The sequence below is a fragment of the Streptomyces sp. NBC_00344 genome (assembly GCF_036088315.1).
GTDB lineage: Bacteria > Actinomycetota > Actinomycetes > Streptomycetales > Streptomycetaceae > Streptomyces.
Genome location: NZ_CP107996.1, coordinates 5,471,233 through 5,488,985 on the forward strand (window position 1 = coordinate 5,471,233; position 17,753 = coordinate 5,488,985).

Sequence of the window (17,753 nt, forward strand, 5' to 3'; positions counted from 1 at the left end):
CCCATGACCTAGAGCGCCTGAGCCCCGGGCTTCACCATGCCGCGGACCGTACGGGACTTCACGAAGTCACCCACCGCCGTCATCTCCCATTCGCCGGAGAACTGCCTGATCAGCTTGGCCATCAGTACCCCCGTCTGGGGCTCCGCGTCGGTCAGGTCGAAGCGGACCAGCTCCTCGCCGCTCGCAGCGTCGATCAGCCGGCAGTAGGCCTTCGCCACCTCGGTGAACTTCTGGCCGGTGAAGGAGTTGACCGTGAAGACCAGAGCCGTCGTCTCGGCGGGGATCCGGCCGAGATCGACGACGATCACCTCGTCGTCGCCCGCACCCTCGCCCGTGAGGTTGTCGCCGGAGTGCTTGACCGCACCGCCGAGAATCGAGAGCTTGCCGAAGTAGCAGCTGTCGATGTGGTTGCGCTGCGGGCCGTAGGCGATGACCGACGCGTCGAGATCGATGTCCTTGCCGCGGAATGCCGGCTCCCAGCCGAGGCCCATCTTCACCTGGGAGAGGAGCGGCTTGCCGGCCTTGACCAGCGAGACCGTCTCGTTCTTCCGCAGGCTGACCCGGCCCTTGTCGAGGTTGATGCGGCCCGCGGCGGCCGGCGCGGGCGCAGCCGGGGGAGCGGCAGCGGCGGGCGCCGCGACCCTCGGGTCCGCGGCGGGCGCCGGGGGTGCCTGCGGCATGGGCGGGGCGGAGGCGGGGACCGGCGCCGGGGCGGCGGGCTCCTCCACCGAGACGCCGAAGTCGGTCGCGATACCGGCGAGCCCGTTCGCATATCCCTGACCCACCGCCCGGACCTTCCAGGCGCCGTTGCGCAGGTAGATCTCCACGATGACCAGCGCCGTCTCCGTGCCCAGCCGTGGTGGGGTGAAGGTGGCGAGTTCGCTGCCGTCCTGTGCGTTGCGGACGGTGGCCGTGGGTTCGATGCCCTCGAAGGTCTGGCCGGCCGCGTCGGGGCTCGCGGTGACGACGATCTTCTCGATGCCGGGCGGCAGGGCCGCGGTGTCCACCACGATCGCGTCCGGCGCTGAGCCCCCGCCGGACCGGTGACTGACACCCGGGCCCGACGGCTGGTTGTAGAAGATGAAGTCGTCGTCGGAGCGCACCTTGCCGTCGGCGGTGAGCAGCAGGCCCGACACGTCGAGCCGCACCGGAGCGGCGACGTCCACCACGACATGGGCGGTCGGGAGCGGGATGTTCGAGCCAGGGGTCATTGCGGTCATGTCCGGAGGAACGAGCGGAGGCCCTTTACGGTTCCTTGAATCTTTTCCGGACTTTCCCGGCGGCCCGCCGGACGGCGCCCGTTCGTCGGCGTCGGAGGGCGTCAGCGGCGGTTACGGGGGTGGTCGCGCGCGGTACGCTCATTGCCGTGCTTGTACGCGCCCGTCCAGCGCGCCATCACCAGCTGAGCATCTCCCGACTCCGCTTCGGCCAGGAACTCAACGGCCCGCGCTCCGCGCAGCCTGCCCGCAGCGCGGCCCTGGTGGACGATGACCACGCTGCCGTCGGCACGCCGGGTGAAGCTGAATCCATGAGGTCGGGGCATGGCCGGACAGTAACGGCTCAGCGCCCGGGCAGCACCACGATTTTCCGTCCGAGACCGGACGCGAAGCGTTCCAGCGCATCCGGGTAGCTCTCCAGGGACAGCCGGTCGCTGATGAAGATCTCCGGATCGAGGACCCCCGCGGCGAACAACTCGGCAGCCCTCTCGTAACTGTGCAGCACCGCCATGGAGCCGGTGATGGTGATCTCCTGGTTGTAGATCCGGTACGGGTCGATGGTCGCCCGGGTCGCATAGTCCGCGACGCCGAACTGCAGATACGTCCCGGCCTTGGCCACCCGCCCCAGCCCGTCCTGGATGGCCGCCGCGTTTCCGGTGGCGTCGATGACGACGTCCCAGCCCCGCGGTGCACGGCCCAGCTCGTCGGCGGCTCGGGCCGCCGACGAGCAGCCGAGCCCGCGGGCGGTGGCCAGCCGCTCCTCGTTGATGTCGACGACATCGACGCTCGCCGCCCCGGTCCGCTTCGCCAGCTCCAGCATCATCAGGCCCATCGTCCCGGAGCCGTAGATCAGCACATGCGAGCCGAGCCTGCTGTTCAGGACGTCATAGCCGCGTACCGCGCAGGAGAGCGGTTCGATCAGCGCCGCGTCCTCGGTCCGCACGTGGTCGGGCAGCCTGACGCAGTTGGCGGCAGGCGCCACCGCGTACTCGGCGGCGCCGCCCGCTGTGGTCACCCCGATCGCCGCCCACCTCTCGCACATGTTGTTGTGACCGAGGCGGCAGTAGCGGCACTCGAAGCAGTACAAGGAGGGGTCGACGGCCACCCGGTCCCCGGCCGCCAGCGATGTCACGTCGCTGCCGAGCGCCACGACGGTGCCGGCGAACTCATGGCCGGGTACCACCGGCAGGGTGGGAGCGAACTCGCCCTGCAGGATGTGCAGGTCGGTACCGCACAGTCCGCAGGCGGCCACTTCGACGATCACGTCCCGCGGCCCTGGAGTGGGGTCGGGCACCTCCCCGTATCCGACCTTGCCGACGGATTCGATGATGGCGGCCTTCATTTCACGGCTCCCAGCGAAAGGCCCTGGACCAGTTTGTCCTGGGCGGCGAACCCCGCGGCGAGCACCGGCAGGGAGATGACGAGCGACGCGGCGCACACCTTGGCCAGGAACAGGCCCTGGCTGGTGATGAAGCCGGTCAGGAAGACGGGCGCTGTCTGGGCGACCACACCGGTCAGTACCCGTGCGAAGAGCAGCTCGTTCCAGCTGAAGATGAAGCAGATCAGTGCGGTGGCGGCGATACCGGGCGCGGAGATCGGGGCGACGATCCGGGTCAGGATCACCGGCAGCCGGGCTCCGTCGACCCGGGCGGCCTCGATGATGGCCACCGGCACCTCCGCCAGGAAGGACTGCATCATCCACACCGCGATCGGAAGGTTCATCGAGGTGTAGAGGATGACCAGCATCCAGATGTTGTCGAGCATCCCGGTGTTCTTCGCGAACAGATAGACCGGCAGCAGCCCGGCGACCACCGGCAGCATCTTCGTGGAGAGGAAGAAGAACAGGACGTCGGTCCACTTCTTCACCGGCCGGATGGAGAGTGCGTACGCGGCGGGCATCGCCAGCATCAGGACGCACAGGGTGGACACCACCGACGCCACGGCCGAGTTGATCAGCGCCGGCCAGGGGCCGGCGCCTCCGCCCGCGCCGAAGAAGTCGCGGTAGCCGTCGAGGGTGAGGGAGGCGAGCAGCGACGGCGGGTTGGTGGCGGCGTCCGTCTCCGCGTGGAAGGAGGTCAGCGCCATCCAGGCGATGGGCAGAAAGAAGAGGATCCCCGCGAGCCAGGCGGCGAGTCCGAGCGCAGCGCCCTTTCTGCGCGCGGTGCGCCCGGTGTCGGGAGGTGCGCCGGCGGAAGAACCGGTGGATGTCGCGGCAGGTGTGTCGAGGGACGTCATGCCCGGGATGCCTCCTCGTTGAAGAGGGACGAGACCACGCGGAGCGCGAAGGTCGCGATGATGATCGTGCCGATGACCACCAGCACACCCGCGGCGGAGGCGAGTCCGTTCTCATGTGCCTGGTAGAAGGCCTGATAGACGGTGTACGGGAGGTTCGCGGTGCCCAGGCCGCCCGATGTGATGGTGAAGACCGCGTCGAAGTTCTGCACGATGTAGATGGAGCCGAGCAGTGCACCGAGCTCGAGATAGCGCCGCAGATGAGGAAGCGTCAGGTAGCGGAAGACCTGCCAGCCGCCGGCCCCGTCGATCCTGGCCGCCTCGATCAGCTCGGGCGAGCGGCTCTGCAGACCGGCGAGCAGGATGAGCATCATGAACGGTGTCCACTGCCAGACGAGCGATGCCTCCACCGCGAGCAGCGGCGTGTTGGAGACCCAGTCGGGCTGCGGCGCGCCGTTGCCACCCACCCAGTGCAGCAGTCCGTTGAAGAGCCCGTACTCCGGGTTGTACAGCACATGCTTCCAGAGCAGCGCCGCCGCGACCGGGACCACCAGGAACGGTGCGATCAGGAGCGTGCGGACGAATCCGCGCCCCTTGAACCTGCGGTCCAGGAGCAGGGCCAGGATCAGCCCGATGACCAGGCTGACGAGTACCACCGTCACGGTCAGCAGCACGGTGGTGAAGACCGACTTGCGAAGGGCCGGATCGGTGAGGACGTCGGAGTAGTTGGCGAAACCGGTGAAGTGCCGCGCCTTGGGATAGAGCGCGTTCCAGTCGAAGAAGGAGATCACCACCGTTGCCACGAAGGGCAGCTGGGTGACCACGATCATGAAGAGCAGAGCGGGGAGCAGCGGGGCCCGGGTGGCCCAGGCGCGCAGCCGGCCGCCTGGCGGGGGTGCGAGGGCGGGCAGGGTCGGAGCGGCGGTTGCAGTCATCGTCCCTCGTACTCCTTCGCGATCTTCGAGGCGAGCCGCTGGGATGCCTTGATGGCGGAATCCACCGACTGGCGTCCGGCGATGGCCGCGCTGATCTCCTGGGAGACCTTGGTCCCGAGATCGGTGAACTCGGGAATACCGACGAACTGAATACCGGGCGCCGGCCTCGCCTGCACCCCGGGATCGCTCGGCCTGGCGCTCTTGATGGCATTGAGCGTGGTGTCCGCGAAGGCCGCGGACACCTTGCGGTACGAGGGGTTGGCGTAGGTGGAGGCGCGCTTGCCTGCCGGGGCGTCGGACCAGCCGGACTTCCTGCCGACGAGTTCCTCGTACTTCTTGCTCGACGCCCAGGAGATGAACTTCCACGCCTTGTCCGGGTTGTGGGACGTCTTCTGGATGCCCCAGGCCCAGGTGTAGAGCCAGCCGGAGCTCCTGGTCTTCTCCACCGGCGCGGGTACGTAGCCGATCTTGCCCTTGACCGGGGACGAAGCCGATTCCAGCGATCCGGCGGCGGATGTCGCGTCGTACCACATCGCGGTCTTGGACTGGGTGAGGTCATTGAGGCACTCGGCGAATCCGGACTGCGCGGCCCCCGACTCACCGTGATTGCGTACCAGTTGCACATAGAAGTCGACGGCCTGCTTGAAGGCGGGGGAGTCCACACGTGCCTTCCAGTTCTTGTCGAACCAGGTGCCGCCAAAGGTGTTGACGACCGTGGTCAACGGGGCGGCCAGTTCGCCCCAGCCGGGCAGACCGCGCAGACAGATGCCCTTCATTCCCGGCTTCGCGCCGTCCGCCCTGGCGGCGAGGTCGGCGATCTGCTGCCAGGTGGGGCGGGCCGGCATCTTCAGATGCTTCTTCGCGAAGACGTCCTTGCGGTACATCAGGAAGGAGGACTCGCCGTAGAAGGGCTCGCCGTAGAGCTTCTTGTCGTCGCCTGTGAGGGACTGGCGCAGCGCGGGAAGGATGTCCTGCTGGTCGAACGCCTTGTCGCCTGCCGCGTAACCGCCGATCTCGTGCAGCCAGCCGTTCCTGGCGTAGATGGGTATCTCGTAGTTGCTCAGGGTCGCGACGTCGTACTGCCCGGCCTGGTTGGCGAAGTCCTGGCTGATCTTGTCGCGCACATCGTTCTCGGGCAGCACGGTGAAGTTCACCTTGATGCCGGTCTCCCGGGTGAAGTGGGCGGCGGTGAGCTTCTGCAACTCCGTCATCTGCGGGTTGTTGACCATCAGGACGTTGATCGAGTTCCCGCCCGATCCGTTTCCTCCGGCACCGGTCCAGCAACCGGAGAGCAGACTGGTGAGCAGGACCCCCGCGGCGGCCTGCACGAGCACGGTGCGTGGCCTCCGTCGGCTCTGACGTGGCATGGAATGCTCCTCGGGTGGTCGGGCTCAGACGCGGATGACCTGCGGGCCCAGCAGGGAGTAGCGGTGTGCCTCCGACGAGGGAAGCAGCGTGCTGGTGACGATCGACTCGAAGTCGGTGACCTCGGCGAACCGGCAGAAGCTGGCGGCGCCGAACTTGGTGTGATTGCCCACGAACACCCGGCGCCTGGCGGCTCTGACGGCCTGTGCCTTGACCTCGCCGACCGCCGGGTCGGGGGTGGTGAGTCCGTGTTCGCGGGAGATGCCGTTGGCACCGATGAACGCCAGATCGATGACGAAGCCGGACAGCATCCGGGTCGCCCAGTGATCGACGGTGGCCATGGTGCCGGACCGCAGCCGGCCGCCGAGGAGCAAGACCGATGTCTTCTCGGCGGCGGCCAGTGCACTCGCCGTCTGCAGCGATGCGGTGACCACCGTGAGCGGACGGTCGTGCGGCAGCGCCTCGGCGATCAGCTGAGGGGTGAACCCCTCGTCGACGAAGACCGTTTCCGCGTCACCGACCAGCTGGGCAGCGGCCGCGGCGATCCGGCGTTTCTCGGGGACGTGCATGGTGGTGCGGAAGTCGAGCGTCGTCTCGAAACCGGCGCTCTCGACCGGGTAGGCCCCGCCGTGCGTACGCCGGACCAGACCGTGGTCCTCCAGCGCCCGCAGGTCTCGGCGTACGGTCTCCTTGGCGACGCCGAGCTGCGCGGACAGCTCCGCGACATCGACCGAACCCGACCGTCTGGCGGCCAGGACGATCTCCCGCTGTCGTTGCTCCGCGCTCACTGCCACGCGTCCTCCTCACCGTTCCCACGTGCTGTGGGGAGATGTCTACCGTCGGCTGCCTGGCGTGAACAGGGCAGGAACGGGCTCGGTCCTGCCCGTTTGTGCCCGCTTCCGCAGGGCGTCATGCGGGTACGACCTGGGCGCCCCTGCCCGTCCGGGCATGACGAAGGCCCGTCCGGCGTACCGGACGGGCCCGTTCGGTGCCCGTATCCCTGCTCGTGAGGTGCTGGGGCGGCGCGCGGTGCCGCGCGCCGGGGTGTCTGTCAGTAGGGCCAGATGGGCGGGTCGGTGAGGAAGGGGCCGCCGACGTGCGACTGGGCGGGGTCGTCCGGGTCGAGTTCACCGTGCTCGGCGATGAGCTTCTCGGCGTACTGCTCCGAGTCGTCCTGCGGCTCGTAACCAAGTGCCCGCGCCGATGAGAGGTCCCACCAGAGCCTGGTGTTGGCGGACGAGCCGTAGACCACCGAGTGCCCGACATCATCGGCGGTGAGCGCCGCGTGGAAGAGACGCGCGCCGTCGCCGGGGCTCATCCAGACCGAGAGCATCCGTACCGAGGCCGGTTCCATGAAGCAGGAGCCGATCCTGACGGACACCGTCTCCTGGCCGAACTTGTCCCAGTAGAGCTGGGCCAGGTCCTCGCCGAAGCACTTCGAGAGGCCGTAGTAGGTGTCGGGACGGCGCGGGGTGTCGATCGGGATCAGCGCGTTGGAATCCAGCGGGACATCGCCCTCCGGGCTCGGGGTGTAGCCCACCGCGTGGTTGGAGGAGGCGAAGACGATCCGCTGGACACCCTCCTCGCGCGCCGCCTCGTAGAGGTTGTACGTGCCTTCGATATTGGCCCGGAGGATTTTGTCGAAGGTTGATTCCAGGGAGATGCCGGCCAGGTGGATGATCGCATCGACGCCCCGCACAGCCTCCCGCAGCGCTTCCCTGTCGGCCAGATCCGCGGTGACGGCCGTCGGCTCGCCTTCGATCGGGATGACGTCGAACAGACGCAGCTCGTATCCGTACGCGGGCAGCAGCCCCCGCATCAGGGTGCCGAGGCCTCCGGCGGCTCCGGTGAGCAGGATGGTGCGGGGAGCGGGCATCGGCGGGTCTCTCCTCGATGGATCAGCAGATCGGATGCGTCCATGGACAATATTCACATGCATGGACAACGTAAGGAGCCTCGCGAAGCCCCGTCAAGTGTCCTGCGGAGCGCCGGATTCCGCCTCCGTTCCGGTGTTTCTCGTCTTGACCGGCCCGTCCTGCTGGCCTAGCGTGATGATGTTCAGAAATATAGACACTGATCAGAACTGTGCACAACTGGATGACTCAGGGAGCGCCCGTGTCCTCAGCCCCGCTCGCCGGCCGACTCGATGGCCTGCTGTTCTTCCCCGTAACCGCGTACGGGCCTGACGGTGCCATCGATCTCGACGCCTTCCGCGTACATGTGCGCCGGGGCATCGACTCAGGCGCGGCTGCGGTCTTCGCCTGCTGTGGCACGGGTGAATTCCACGCTCTCGCACCGGAGGAGTTCGGCGCACTCGTCGCCGCCGCGGTCGAGGAGAGCGCGGGCCGGGTCCCGGTCGTCGCCGGCGCCGGGTACGGGACCGCGCTCGCCGTCCAGTACGCCAAGCTCGCCGAGGAGGCCGGCGCGGACGGGCTGCTCGCCATGCCGCCCTATCTCGTGGCCGCCGACCAGGACGGGCTGCTCCGCCACTACGCGGCGCTGGCCGCGGCCACCCCGCTCGACCTCATCGTCTACCAGCGCGACAACGCGGTGTTCACCCCGGAAACCGTTGTGCGGCTCGCCCAGGTGGACGGGATCATCGGTCTCAAGGACGGGCACGGCGACATCGACCTGCTGCAGCGCATCGTCAGCGCGGTACGCACCGAACTCCCCGGCCGGGACTTCCTCTACTTCAACGGGCTGCCCACTGCCGAACTCACCTGCCCCGCCTACCGCGCCATCGGTGTGACGCTCTACTCGTCGGCGGTCTTCTGCTTCGCGCCCGACATCGCGCTGGCCTTCTTCCGGGCGCTGCGCTCCGGTGACGACGGCCTGGTAAACCGTCTGCTCGACGGCTTCTACCGGCCGCTGGTCGAACTGCGTGACCAGGGCCGCGGCTATGCGGTGTCCCTGGTCAAGGCGGGTGTACGGCTCGGCGGGCTGGACGTCGGCGAGGTCCGTGCGCCGCTCAGCGAGCCGACGGCCGCCCATATCAAGGAACTCACCGAGATCATCGAGCGCGGTCGTGCGGTGCTGTCCGACGGCCGGGACACTCCGGCCACCCAGGACCCATCGGCCTCTCCGCCATCGGCAAACGCCGCGGAGCCGGGGGAATCGGTATGAAGACCTCGGCATTCGTCTATCCCTGGGATGTCGTCGGGGACCCCGACGCGGCGGCCCGCATCGCGGACCTCGGAGTCCAGCAGGTCACCCTCGCCTCGGCCTACCACTCCACCCGGGCGCTCACGCCACGCCACCCCGGCCACCGGATCGTCACAGCGGCTCATGCGTCGGTCCTCTATCCGGCATCCGACGAGCGGTGGGCCGGCCAGGAGCTGCGCCCCTGGCCGGCCGGTGCCTGGGCGCCGTCCGCCGACCCCTACGGCGAGGCGGCGGCGGCTCTCGCCGAGGCCGGGCTCGAGGTCCACAGCTGGGTGGTGCTCGCGCACAACTCCCGGCTCGGCGCCGAGCATCCGGCCACATCGGTGGTCAATGCCTACGGCGACCGCTATCCGTGGGCGCCCTGTATCGCACAGCCCGCCACCCGTGCCTATCTGACCGGCCTCGCGGCAGAGGCCGCGACCCGGCCCGGGACCGGCGGCGCCGAACTGGAGTCGCTCGGCTGGTACGGACTCGCCCATCTGCACGCCCATGACAAGATCGCCGGTGTGCCGCTCGGGGACGCGGGCCAGTATCTGATGTCGCTCTGCTTCTGCCCCTCCTGTGCCGACGGCTACCGGAACCTCGGCCTGGAAGCAGGGGAGTTGAAGGCGGCGGTACGCCGGGCGCTGGAGCCGGCCTGGTACGCCGGGGATTCGGGCTCCGGCTGGGCGGCGATCGAGAAGCTGCTCGGCGCGGACATCGCCCGGGTCACCCTCGACTGGCGCACCAGGACCGCTCGCAGTCTGCAGGAACAGACGGTCGCGGCGGTGCGGTCCGCTGCCCCGCCCGGCTTCCAGGTGCTGTTGCACGCCGACCCTGTCGCCTACCACTGCGGAGCCAACGCCGGCGTCGACCCCGCCCACATCCTCACGGTCGCGGACGGCGTGGTCGTGCCGTGTACGGGCGATCCCGCCCTGCTCGCCCCCTTCGCCGAGCACCGCGGGCCCGGGACGGTGATCGCGGCGAACCTCACCGTCGTGTCCGCGATGGGCGGCAGCCCGGCCGCGCTGGCCGACGACGCGGCCCGCGCCGCCGGACTCGGTGCCAACGAACTGCGCCTCTACCACGCGGGGCTGGCATCGGACGCCGACCTCAGGTCCGTACGGGACGCGCTGACCTGACGTACCGGCGGGCCAGGACGACGGCGGCAGTCGGTCCCGCCGCGGCTGTCAGCGCGAGCAGTACGTGCGCTGGTGCCGAAGGAATTGAGGATCGTCGCTGCCGGATACAGACCCGCGTTGCGGTCCCGCAGTGCCCGTCCTGTTTGACGTTTCACCAGGTCGGCGTGGCAGCTGAGTGAGGGAAGGGGGATCGTTCGGCTGCCTTGGCCGGGGGCGGTGCGCGGCCTTGGCCGCCGCGGCTCAGGGCCCGCTCACGTAGGGAACGGTGGTGGTGAGCCTGGCGAAACCGAGACGCTCCAGGATCGGGCGGCTGGCGTCGGACGCGTCCACCTGCAACCAGCGGTAGCCGCGCTCGGCAGCGATCCGGGCCCGATGGGCGATCAGAGCGCGGTAGATTCCCCGGCCCCGCCATGCCGGGGCCGTCCCGCCGCCCCAGAGACTGGCGAAGCCGGAGCCGGGAGGGAACTCGATCCTGGCCGCGCACACCGGCACGTCCCCGGCCATGGCGACGACCGCGGCCATCGACTCCGGAGCGTCTCTCAACCGGGCCAGTACCTGATGGTGGATCCTCGAGCCGTCCGTACCGAAGGCCTCGTCGTGGGCACGCGTCATCAGGTCCACACCGGCGGCGTCGGTCACCGGAAGCAGCCTGACCCCGTCGGGCAGCACGATCCGTGTCGGCAGGTCCTCGACCTCGGCAATCATCAGGGCCTCCGGGGGTTCGGGTGTGAACCCCGCTGCCCGGAGCCGGTCCCCGAGGTCGGCGGGGCGGTCGTGCGTGTACAGCTTCCACTCGAACTCGCGCTTCAGCGCGGCGAAATGACGCATCTGTTCCGCGATCGCCGGATCCGCGGACGTCTCGTCGAGATCCGACCAGAGGACACCGTTCCAGCCCGCGCCGTCAGCGGCGGTCTGTCGCACCACGTCGCCGACGCGCTCGATCCGGGCCCCGGGGCCGTCCGGCGGCGCATCCCGGCGCAGTTGCCGGTCGAAGGTCTTGAGAACCGCTTCACCATCCACCGGGCCAGCTCAGCAGAGCGGCGTGATCAGTCGCAACCGGATATCCACCGCAACGGATCCGTAAAGAGCCTTGTGCGACGCATGTGATGCGCGTAGACAACCAGTGACCTGGTATCCGTCGTCACCGGCGGTCGCCTCCGCAGGTCACCGTCCTCCGTCCCCTCCGTCAGCACTCCAGAACCGGAGCAGATGAGCATGCCCTCCAGAGCCACCCGAATCTCCGCCTGTGCGGTCGCACTTGCCGCCGCGGGCAGCGCCCTCTACGGCATCGGCGCCGCCACCGCCGACAACTCGGTCCCGCGGACCGACAAGGACATCCCGAACATCACCCAGGTCGAAGACCGCATCAACGCCTACTACGGCGGTACGCCCGATGCGTCGGGGAACTACCAGGCGTCGCCGACCAGCAACTACGCCAAGCAGGTCAGCGGCATCGAGGCGAAGGCCAAGCGCCGCATAGCCGAAGCCGCGCGTCATCACCACGGAGCCAGGCCCGCCATCGTGCTCGATGTGGACGACACCAGCCTGCTGACCTACGACTGGGAGAAGAAGAACGGCTTCGCCTACAACGCGACAGCCTTCAACGCCTATGTGCAGAGCGCGTCGTCGATCGCCGTCTTCGGGATGCCCGGTGTCGTGAACTACGCCGCCGACAAGGGCGTCGCGGTCTTCTTCCTGACAGGTCGCGACGAGTCGCAGCGCACCGCTTCGGCCCTCAACCTCACCAGGGCCGGCTATGACGTCCCGGTGGACGGCGCGCACTTCTACCTCAAGGACAAGACCCACGTCCCGTCGTACCTGAGCTGCGGTACGCCGACCTGGACCTGCACCACGGTCCAGTTCAAGGCGGGGACCAGGAAGCACATCGAGTCGCTCGGCTACACCATCGTCGCCAACTTCGGGGACCAGTACTCCGACCTGAACGGCGGCTACGCCGACACCACGTACAAGATCCCCAACCCGATGTACTTCCTGCCCTGACCTGCCGCAGGACCTCAGCCGCCGCCGGGGGAGTGCAGCGGGTCCAACCGCACTCCTCCGGCGGCGCAGCCACCGGCACCAGTGGACCGTCCAACCGGCGGGCGGGCGAAGCTCGTTCAGGTATGCGCCGGTCGGCGGGCGGTGACCTTCTCGTACCGGAGTGCCGCACCCGTGGCCACCGCGCCCGCACCCTCCCACAGGCCCACACCGAGGAATCCCGACGGGGCGCGGCCGGTGATCACCGCCGTGGTGAACACGGCGAAGGTGAGCAGCCGGAAGGGCACCGTCCAGCGGAAGAAGGCCTTCCAGTCGGCCGCGGCGGCCAGTGCGTAGTACACACCCATGTTGACCGCGGCCATGGACGAGGCCGTGACGAAAGTGCGCGTGTAGTCGGAATCCGGCCGCCGGCCGGGCGCCACCGACCGGAAGCCCATGATCCGCAACAAGGTGTCGGGCGAGACAAGGCCGACCACCCCCAGGGTCAGGGCGAGCACACCGAAGACGGCCATGGTCCAGCCCGCCGGGGAACGGGGCAGTCGTATCGCCATGGCGGCACCCTATGCGACGGGCGCGGGGGACGGGTCGAACAGCGCTGCTCCCGGCGGCGGTTGGGACCGGTCCGGTGGGTGGGGCGCCCTGTTACTTCAGGGCGGCGGCCATCATCCGCTGGGCGACCGGCGCCGCGAGACCGTTGCCGCTGACCTCGGACCGCGCGGCGTCCGAGTCCTCGACGAGCACCGCGACCGCCACCTCCTTGCCTGTCGACGAGTCCTTCGCGTACGAGGTGAACCAGGCGTAGGGCGCCTTGCTGTTGTGCTCGCCGTGCTGCGCTGTGCCGGTCTTTCCGCCCACTTCGGCGCCGCTGACCCGGGCATTGGACCCGGTGCCGTCCTCGACCACCGTGACCATCGCGCTGCGCAGCTGGGCGGCGGTACCCGACGAGACGATGCGCCGTGACGAGGCGTCGTCGTAGGAGCGGAGGGTCTTGCCGTCCCCGTCCGTCACCCTGGACACCATATGGGGGTCGGTCAGCACACCGTCGTTGGCGATGGCCGACGACACCATCGCCATCTGGAGCGGGGTTGCCGTCACATCGAACTGGCCGATCCCGGTCAGCGCCGTCTGGGCCTTGTCCATACCCGACGGATAGACGCTCGCCGAAGCCCGCACCGGTACATCCCGCCCGGAGTCGTTGAAGCCGAACTTCTCGGCCATCGCCCTGACCTTGTCCTGGCCCAGTTCGACGGCCAGCTTCGCGAAGACGTTGTTGCAGGAGTACTGCAGTGCCGTGCGCAGGTTCGCGTCCTCGCAGGGCGCCGACGCGTTCTCGTTGCGCAGATCCGTGGCCGTGCCCGGCAGGCGGTACGGGTTCGGGCTGTCCGTCTTCTCGTCGACCGACGAGAAGAGTCCCGCCTCGAGCGCCGCGGCGGCCACGACCAGTTTGAAGGTCGAACCGGGCGGCAGCGGCTGGCGCAGCGCCCGGTTGAGCATCGGCTGGGCATCGGAGCCGGTCAGCGTTTTCCAGGCGGCGCCGTCCGTCGTACCGCTGATCCTCGACGGGTCGTAGGCCGGCGTGGAGACCATCCCCAGGATCTTCCCGCTCTTCGGATCGATCGCGACGGCCGCGCCCTTCTTGTTGCCGAGCGCCTTGTATCCCGCCTTCTGTACGGCGGGATCGATGGTCGTCAGCACGTCGCCGGGAGCGGTCTGCTTGCCGGTGATCGTGTCGACCGGATTCCGCAGCCGGTTGTCGGTGCCGTCGAGCACATCGCGGTAGATGCCTTCGAGCTGGGTCGACCCGTACGCCTGCGAGCTGTATCCGGTGACGGCCGAGTACAGGTCACCGTCGGTGTAGGTACGCCGGTAGGCGAGGTCGCCGCTGTCCGTCCGCTTCGACGAGGTGACGGCGGAACCGCCCACGACGATGTTCCCGAGCGGTTGGGCGTACTGCTCGATGGCATTGCGCCGGTTGTTCTTGTTGTCCGCGAGGGCCTGGTTCTCGAACGCCTGCACCCAGGTCACCCGCAGCAGCAGAGCGAGGATCAGAAGCAGGCTGAAGGCCGAGGCATACCTGATTGTCTTGTTCATCCCATAGGAGGACGAGCGGCGCACGGTGCGCCGTTCCATCTTCCGTGGTTTCTCAGTGTTCTCTCATCCCGGCGGCGATCCGTCCCCGCCGAACGGCGATGACCTGGCTCAGCCCGCCAGGGTGAGCAGCACCTCGTCCGTCTCGGCGCGCCGGGCGTTCGCGAAGCCCCGGTCCCGGCCGGTGATCACGAAGCCGCACTTCTCCAGGACCCGGACCGACCCCGTGTTGTCGGCGGCGGCCCTGGCGTGCAGGGGCCGGGTGGACACCTCGCCGAGCAGTGCGCGCAGAGCCGCGGTCGCCACACCTCTGCCCCAGTGGGCACGGTCGATGAAGTAGGTGACCTCGCGCTGCTCCGGAGGCCCGTACACGGCGGTGTGCCCGACGACCGCACCGTCGAGGAGCACGGTGCGGATCACGGCATCCGAGGCGCGGATCCGCTCCCAGTGGGCGTCGAAGTACGCCCGGTCCGTTGGGTCGTCGGCGGTGAAGGCAGCGATCCGGTTGGACTCGGGGTCGCTCATGTGCCCGAAGATGAGCGGCAGATCGGTGTCCTCGACCTCGCGCAGAGTGATGGCCACGGTGTTTCAGAGCCTCCGGGTGGCGAGGGTCAGCCGGTCGCGGGCGTCGAAGAGCGCGTCCTTGACCATCTGCTCATGCCCGGGGGTGAGTCTGGCCACCGGCACCGAGCAGCTGATCGCATCGCGCGCGGGGGTGCGGTACGGGATCGCGACACCGAAGCAGCGCAGCCCGAGGGTGTTCTCCTCGCGGTCCACGGAGTATCCCTGCTCGCGGATCAGACGGAGTTCGCCGATGAGCTTCTCGCGGTCGGTGATGGTGTGCTCGGTGAGCTGCGGCAGGGTCTCCGGCAGCATCTTGCGCACCTGTTCGTCGCTGTGGGTGGCGAGCAGCGCCTTGCCCAGCGAGGTGGAGTGGGCGGGCAGCCGGCGGCCGACCCGAGTGAAGGGGCGCAGATAGTGCTGCGACTGACGGGTGGCGAGATAGACCACATTGGTGCCGTCGAGCCGGGCCAGGTGAATGGTCTCCGTGGTGTCGTCGGAGAGCCGGTCCAGTGTCGCGCGGGCGGCGGCCACGACCTCGTCGCCGTCGATGTACGACGTCCCCACCAGCAGGGCGCGGACCCCGATGCCGTACCGGGTGCCGGTGGCGTCCGTCTCCACCCAGCCCAGTTCCACCAGGGTGCGCAGCAGCATGTAGAGGCTGGATTTCGGGTAGCCGACCGCCTCCTGCACGGCCGCCAGCGAGTGCATGCCCGGCCGCCCGGCGAAGTACTCGAGCAGTTCGACCGTGCGCACCGCGGACTTGACCTGCGCCCCACCTGCTGTCTCGGCAGTCGACATTCGACCTTGCCCCTCTTGTCAATACTGAACACGCGTTATTAGAGTTCCCGAGGAAATTCATCATCAGGAACTTCGTTCAGAATACCGAACAAACCCTGATGTGCGGCAGTAGATCTGGAAGGACGTTCGCGGTGGCAGCAGCACCAGTCTGGAGTGTCGACCCCCGAACCGGGAAGCAGCGCGAAGAGGTTGCGGTGGAAGCCACGTCCGCGGAGGTGGACCAGGCAGTCCGAGCGGCCCACGCCGTACGCGGCGCGCTCGCCGACCGTACGGTACGCGTCGCCCTGCTGCGGGCCGCCGCCGACCTGCTCGACGCGGCCGGCCCTCATGTCATCGAGGCCGCCGACGCGGAGACCGCCCTCGGCCCCGGCCGGCTCACCGGTGAACTCGCCAGGACCACCGCACAGTTCCGCGCCTTCGCCGATGTCGTGGAGGAGGGCTCCTTCCTCGACATCCGCATCGACCACCCGGACGCGGGCGCGACTCCGCCGCGTCCGGACCTGCGCCGCTACAAGGTGCCGCTCGGCGTCGTCGCGGTGTACGCGGCGAGCAACTTCCCGCTGGCCTTCTCCGTTCCCGGCGGCGACACGGCGAGCGCTCTCGCGGCCGGCTGCCCGGTCGTCGTCAAGGCGCACCCCGACCACCCGGCCACCTCCGAGCTGTGCGCGTCGGTGCTGCGCAGGGCGGCCGAGCAGGTGGGACTGACCGCCGACGTGATCTCTGTCGTGCACGGCTTCGAAGCCGGTGTCGCTCTGGTGAAGCACCCGCTGGTCGCCGCGGCGGGCTTCACCGGGTCGGTACGCGGCGGCCGCGCCCTCTTCGACGCCGCCGCCGCGCGACCGGTGCCGATCCCCTTCCACGGCGAGCTCGGCTCGCTCAACCCGGTTGTGGTGACCGAGGCCGCCGCGGCGGAACGCGGCGAGCAGATCGGTGCCGGTCTGGCCGGTTCCATCACCCTGGGTGTCGGTCAGTTCTGTGTGAAGCCCGGCTTCGTGCTTGCCCCTGCCGGCCCCTCGGGCGATGCCTTCGTCAAGTCGCTGACCGCCGCCGTCAGCGACAGCGAGGCCGGGGTCCTGCTGGACCACCGGATGCGGGACAACTTCCTGGCCGGTGTGAAGGAAAGGGCGGCCCTGCCCGGGGTCGACGCCCCGGTCACCCCCGGCGCGGGCGGTGAGCACACGGTGAGCGCGGGCTTCCTGACCCTGCCCGCCGCGCTGCTCGCCTCGGACGGCGAGCACGATCTGCTGCTCGAGGAGTGCTTCGGCCCGGTGACGGTCGTCGCGCGCTACGGCTCCACCGATGAGATCGCCGCGGTGCTCTCCCGTCTGCCCGGCAACCTCACGGCGACCCTTCAGGTCTCCACGGCCGAGGCCGCGGGTGAGGGCGGAGCTTCCGCACTCATCGCCGAGCTCACCCCGCTCGCAGGCCGGGTCCTGGTCAACGGGTGGCCGACCGGTGTCGCCGTGGCCCCCGCGCAGCACCACGGTGGCCCCTACCCGGCCACCACCTCCACGTCCACGTCGGTCGGCGGTACCGCGATCGAGCGCTGGCTGCGCCCGGTCGCCTATCAGACGACCCCGGAAGCACTGCTTCCGCCGGAGCTGCGCGAGGCCAATCCGCTGGATCTGCCCCGCCGTGTCAACGGTCTTCCGGAGTGACCGAACTCCTCCCCGAGCTGCCTTTCGCCCTGCGTCCGTACGGCCCCCCGGCATCCTGGTCGTACGACGCCGGGGTGCTCTCGGTCACCGCGGGACCCCGGCAGGACCGGTTCGTGCCGCCGTCGGGCGACCTGCTCGATCCCGTGTCGGACGCACCACGGCTGCTCGGGACGCCGCCGGCCGGCGACTTCCAGCTGATCGCACGGGTGACGGCCGGCTTCACCGGCCCCGGCGACGCGGGTGCCCTGTACCTGCACGTCGGCGACCGGGAGTGGGCCAAGCTCTGCTTCGAGCTCTCCCCCGACACGCCGACGGTCTGTTCCGTGGTGACGCGCGGGTACTCCGACGACGTCAACTCCTCGGTGGTGGAGGGGGACAGCGTCTGGCTGCGGATCAGCCGTACGGGGAAGGCGTTCGCCTTCCACGCTTCGGCGGACGGGGATCGCTGGACGTTCGTCCGGGTGTTCGCCCTGGGTGACGCCGCTGTCGCGGCAGCCGCGTCGGTCGGTTTCCTGGCGCAGTCCCCCGAGGCGGACGGGTGCGCCGTGTCGTTCGACTCGGTGGTGTACCGGAAGTACGGGCCCAAGGGGATGCGGGACGGGAGCTGAACGCGAT

At 69.2% G+C, this 17,753-nt stretch carries 18 protein-coding genes; 5 read left to right on the forward strand and 13 right to left on the reverse strand.

The window, feature by feature from the left end; genetic code table 11:
- Window positions 1–8 precede the first annotated feature (8 nt).
- The 8 genes from OHS16_RS24670 to OHS16_RS24705 all read right to left on the reverse strand — a co-directional run bounded on the left by OHS16_RS24670 (window position 9) and on the right by OHS16_RS24705 (window position 7,625).
- Window positions 9–1,220, reverse strand: a complete 1,212-nt coding sequence (locus OHS16_RS24670; RefSeq protein ID WP_328539433.1) for a TerD family protein — start codon at window positions 1,218–1,220, stop codon at window positions 9–11.
- Window positions 1,221–1,321: 101 nt separating this feature from the next.
- On the reverse strand, window positions 1,322–1,543 hold the full coding sequence (locus OHS16_RS24675) for a hypothetical protein (protein ID WP_328539434.1): 222 nt from the start codon (window positions 1,541–1,543) through the stop codon (window positions 1,322–1,324).
- Window positions 1,544–1,560: 17 nt separating this feature from the next.
- Complete coding sequence (locus OHS16_RS24680; RefSeq protein ID WP_328539435.1) at window positions 1,561–2,559, reverse strand: zinc-dependent alcohol dehydrogenase family protein; 999 nt, start codon at window positions 2,557–2,559, stop codon at window positions 1,561–1,563.
- Complete coding sequence (locus tag OHS16_RS24685) at window positions 2,556–3,452, reverse strand: carbohydrate ABC transporter permease (protein WP_328539436.1); 897 nt, start codon at window positions 3,450–3,452, stop codon at window positions 2,556–2,558. The genes OHS16_RS24680 and OHS16_RS24685 overlap by 4 nt, the downstream gene beginning before the upstream one ends.
- On the reverse strand, window positions 3,449–4,384 hold the full coding sequence (locus OHS16_RS24690; RefSeq protein ID WP_328539437.1) for a carbohydrate ABC transporter permease: 936 nt from the start codon (window positions 4,382–4,384) through the stop codon (window positions 3,449–3,451). The genes OHS16_RS24685 and OHS16_RS24690 overlap by 4 nt, the downstream gene beginning before the upstream one ends.
- Window positions 4,381–5,751: an ABC transporter substrate-binding protein gene (locus OHS16_RS24695; RefSeq protein WP_328539438.1), complete on the reverse strand. Its 1,371-nt coding sequence runs from the start codon at window positions 5,749–5,751 to the stop codon at window positions 4,381–4,383. The genes OHS16_RS24690 and OHS16_RS24695 overlap by 4 nt, the downstream gene beginning before the upstream one ends.
- 24 nt (window positions 5,752–5,775) lie before the next feature.
- A complete protein-coding gene (locus tag OHS16_RS24700) occupies window positions 5,776–6,537 on the reverse strand; it encodes a DeoR/GlpR family DNA-binding transcription regulator (protein ID WP_443042790.1) in 762 nt (253 codons plus the stop codon).
- Between the two features lie 263 nt (window positions 6,538–6,800).
- Window positions 6,801–7,625, reverse strand: a complete 825-nt coding sequence (locus OHS16_RS24705) for an NAD-dependent epimerase/dehydratase family protein (RefSeq protein ID WP_328539440.1) — start codon at window positions 7,623–7,625, stop codon at window positions 6,801–6,803.
- Between the two features lie 239 nt (window positions 7,626–7,864).
- On the opposite strand from OHS16_RS24705, the gene OHS16_RS24710 reads away from it, so the two are divergent.
- Both OHS16_RS24710 and OHS16_RS24715 read left to right on the forward strand, forming a co-directional pair.
- The gene (locus OHS16_RS24710; RefSeq protein ID WP_328539441.1) at window positions 7,865–8,872 is read left to right on the forward strand and encodes a 5-dehydro-4-deoxyglucarate dehydratase; all 1,008 of its coding nucleotides are present in this window, start codon (window positions 7,865–7,867) and stop codon (window positions 8,870–8,872) included.
- Window positions 8,869–10,032 (forward strand): hypothetical protein, encoded by a 1,164-nt coding sequence (locus OHS16_RS24715; RefSeq protein WP_328539442.1) that lies wholly within the window; start codon window positions 8,869–8,871, stop codon window positions 10,030–10,032. Before OHS16_RS24710 ends, OHS16_RS24715 begins: the two co-directional genes overlap by 4 nt.
- Window positions 10,033–10,272: 240 nt before the next feature.
- Here the strand turns inward: OHS16_RS24715 and OHS16_RS24720 are convergent, their stop codons facing one another.
- On the reverse strand, window positions 10,273–11,052 hold the full coding sequence (locus OHS16_RS24720) for a GNAT family N-acetyltransferase (RefSeq protein ID WP_328539443.1): 780 nt from the start codon (window positions 11,050–11,052) through the stop codon (window positions 10,273–10,275).
- A 189-nt stretch (window positions 11,053–11,241) separates the two neighbouring features.
- On the opposite strand from OHS16_RS24720, the gene OHS16_RS24725 reads away from it, so the two are divergent.
- Entirely contained in the window at window positions 11,242–12,033 is a 792-nt protein-coding gene (locus OHS16_RS24725; RefSeq protein ID WP_443042690.1) for an HAD family acid phosphatase, read from the forward strand.
- A 116-nt stretch (window positions 12,034–12,149) separates the two neighbouring features.
- Here OHS16_RS24725 and OHS16_RS24730 read toward each other — a convergent pair whose 3' ends face one another.
- From OHS16_RS24730 to OHS16_RS24745, 4 genes are all read right to left on the reverse strand, one after another.
- Window positions 12,150–12,581: a hypothetical protein gene (locus tag OHS16_RS24730; RefSeq protein WP_328539445.1), complete on the reverse strand. Its 432-nt coding sequence runs from the start codon at window positions 12,579–12,581 to the stop codon at window positions 12,150–12,152.
- 91 nt (window positions 12,582–12,672) lie between these two features.
- On the reverse strand, window positions 12,673–14,121 hold the full coding sequence (locus tag OHS16_RS24735) for a penicillin-binding transpeptidase domain-containing protein (protein WP_328540971.1): 1,449 nt from the start codon (window positions 14,119–14,121) through the stop codon (window positions 12,673–12,675).
- Between the two features lie 108 nt (window positions 14,122–14,229).
- The gene (locus OHS16_RS24740; RefSeq protein ID WP_328539446.1) at window positions 14,230–14,700 is read right to left on the reverse strand and encodes a GNAT family N-acetyltransferase; all 471 of its coding nucleotides are present in this window, start codon (window positions 14,698–14,700) and stop codon (window positions 14,230–14,232) included.
- A 6-nt stretch (window positions 14,701–14,706) separates the two neighbouring features.
- Window positions 14,707–15,480 carry an IclR family transcriptional regulator gene (locus tag OHS16_RS24745; RefSeq protein ID WP_328539447.1) on the reverse strand — a complete coding sequence of 258 codons (774 nt, stop codon included), beginning with the start codon at window positions 15,478–15,480 and terminating at the stop codon, window positions 14,707–14,709.
- A gap of 131 nt (window positions 15,481–15,611) precedes the next feature.
- On the opposite strand from OHS16_RS24745, the gene OHS16_RS24750 reads away from it, so the two are divergent.
- Window positions 15,612–17,138, forward strand: coding sequence for an aldehyde dehydrogenase (NADP(+)) (locus OHS16_RS24750; protein ID WP_328539448.1), 1,527 nt, complete (start codon window positions 15,612–15,614; stop codon window positions 17,136–17,138).
- The gene (locus OHS16_RS24755) at window positions 17,135–17,746 is read left to right on the forward strand and encodes a DUF1349 domain-containing protein (protein WP_328539449.1); all 612 of its coding nucleotides are present in this window, start codon (window positions 17,135–17,137) and stop codon (window positions 17,744–17,746) included. Before OHS16_RS24750 ends, OHS16_RS24755 begins: the two co-directional genes overlap by 4 nt.
- Window positions 17,747–17,753 lie beyond the last annotated feature (7 nt).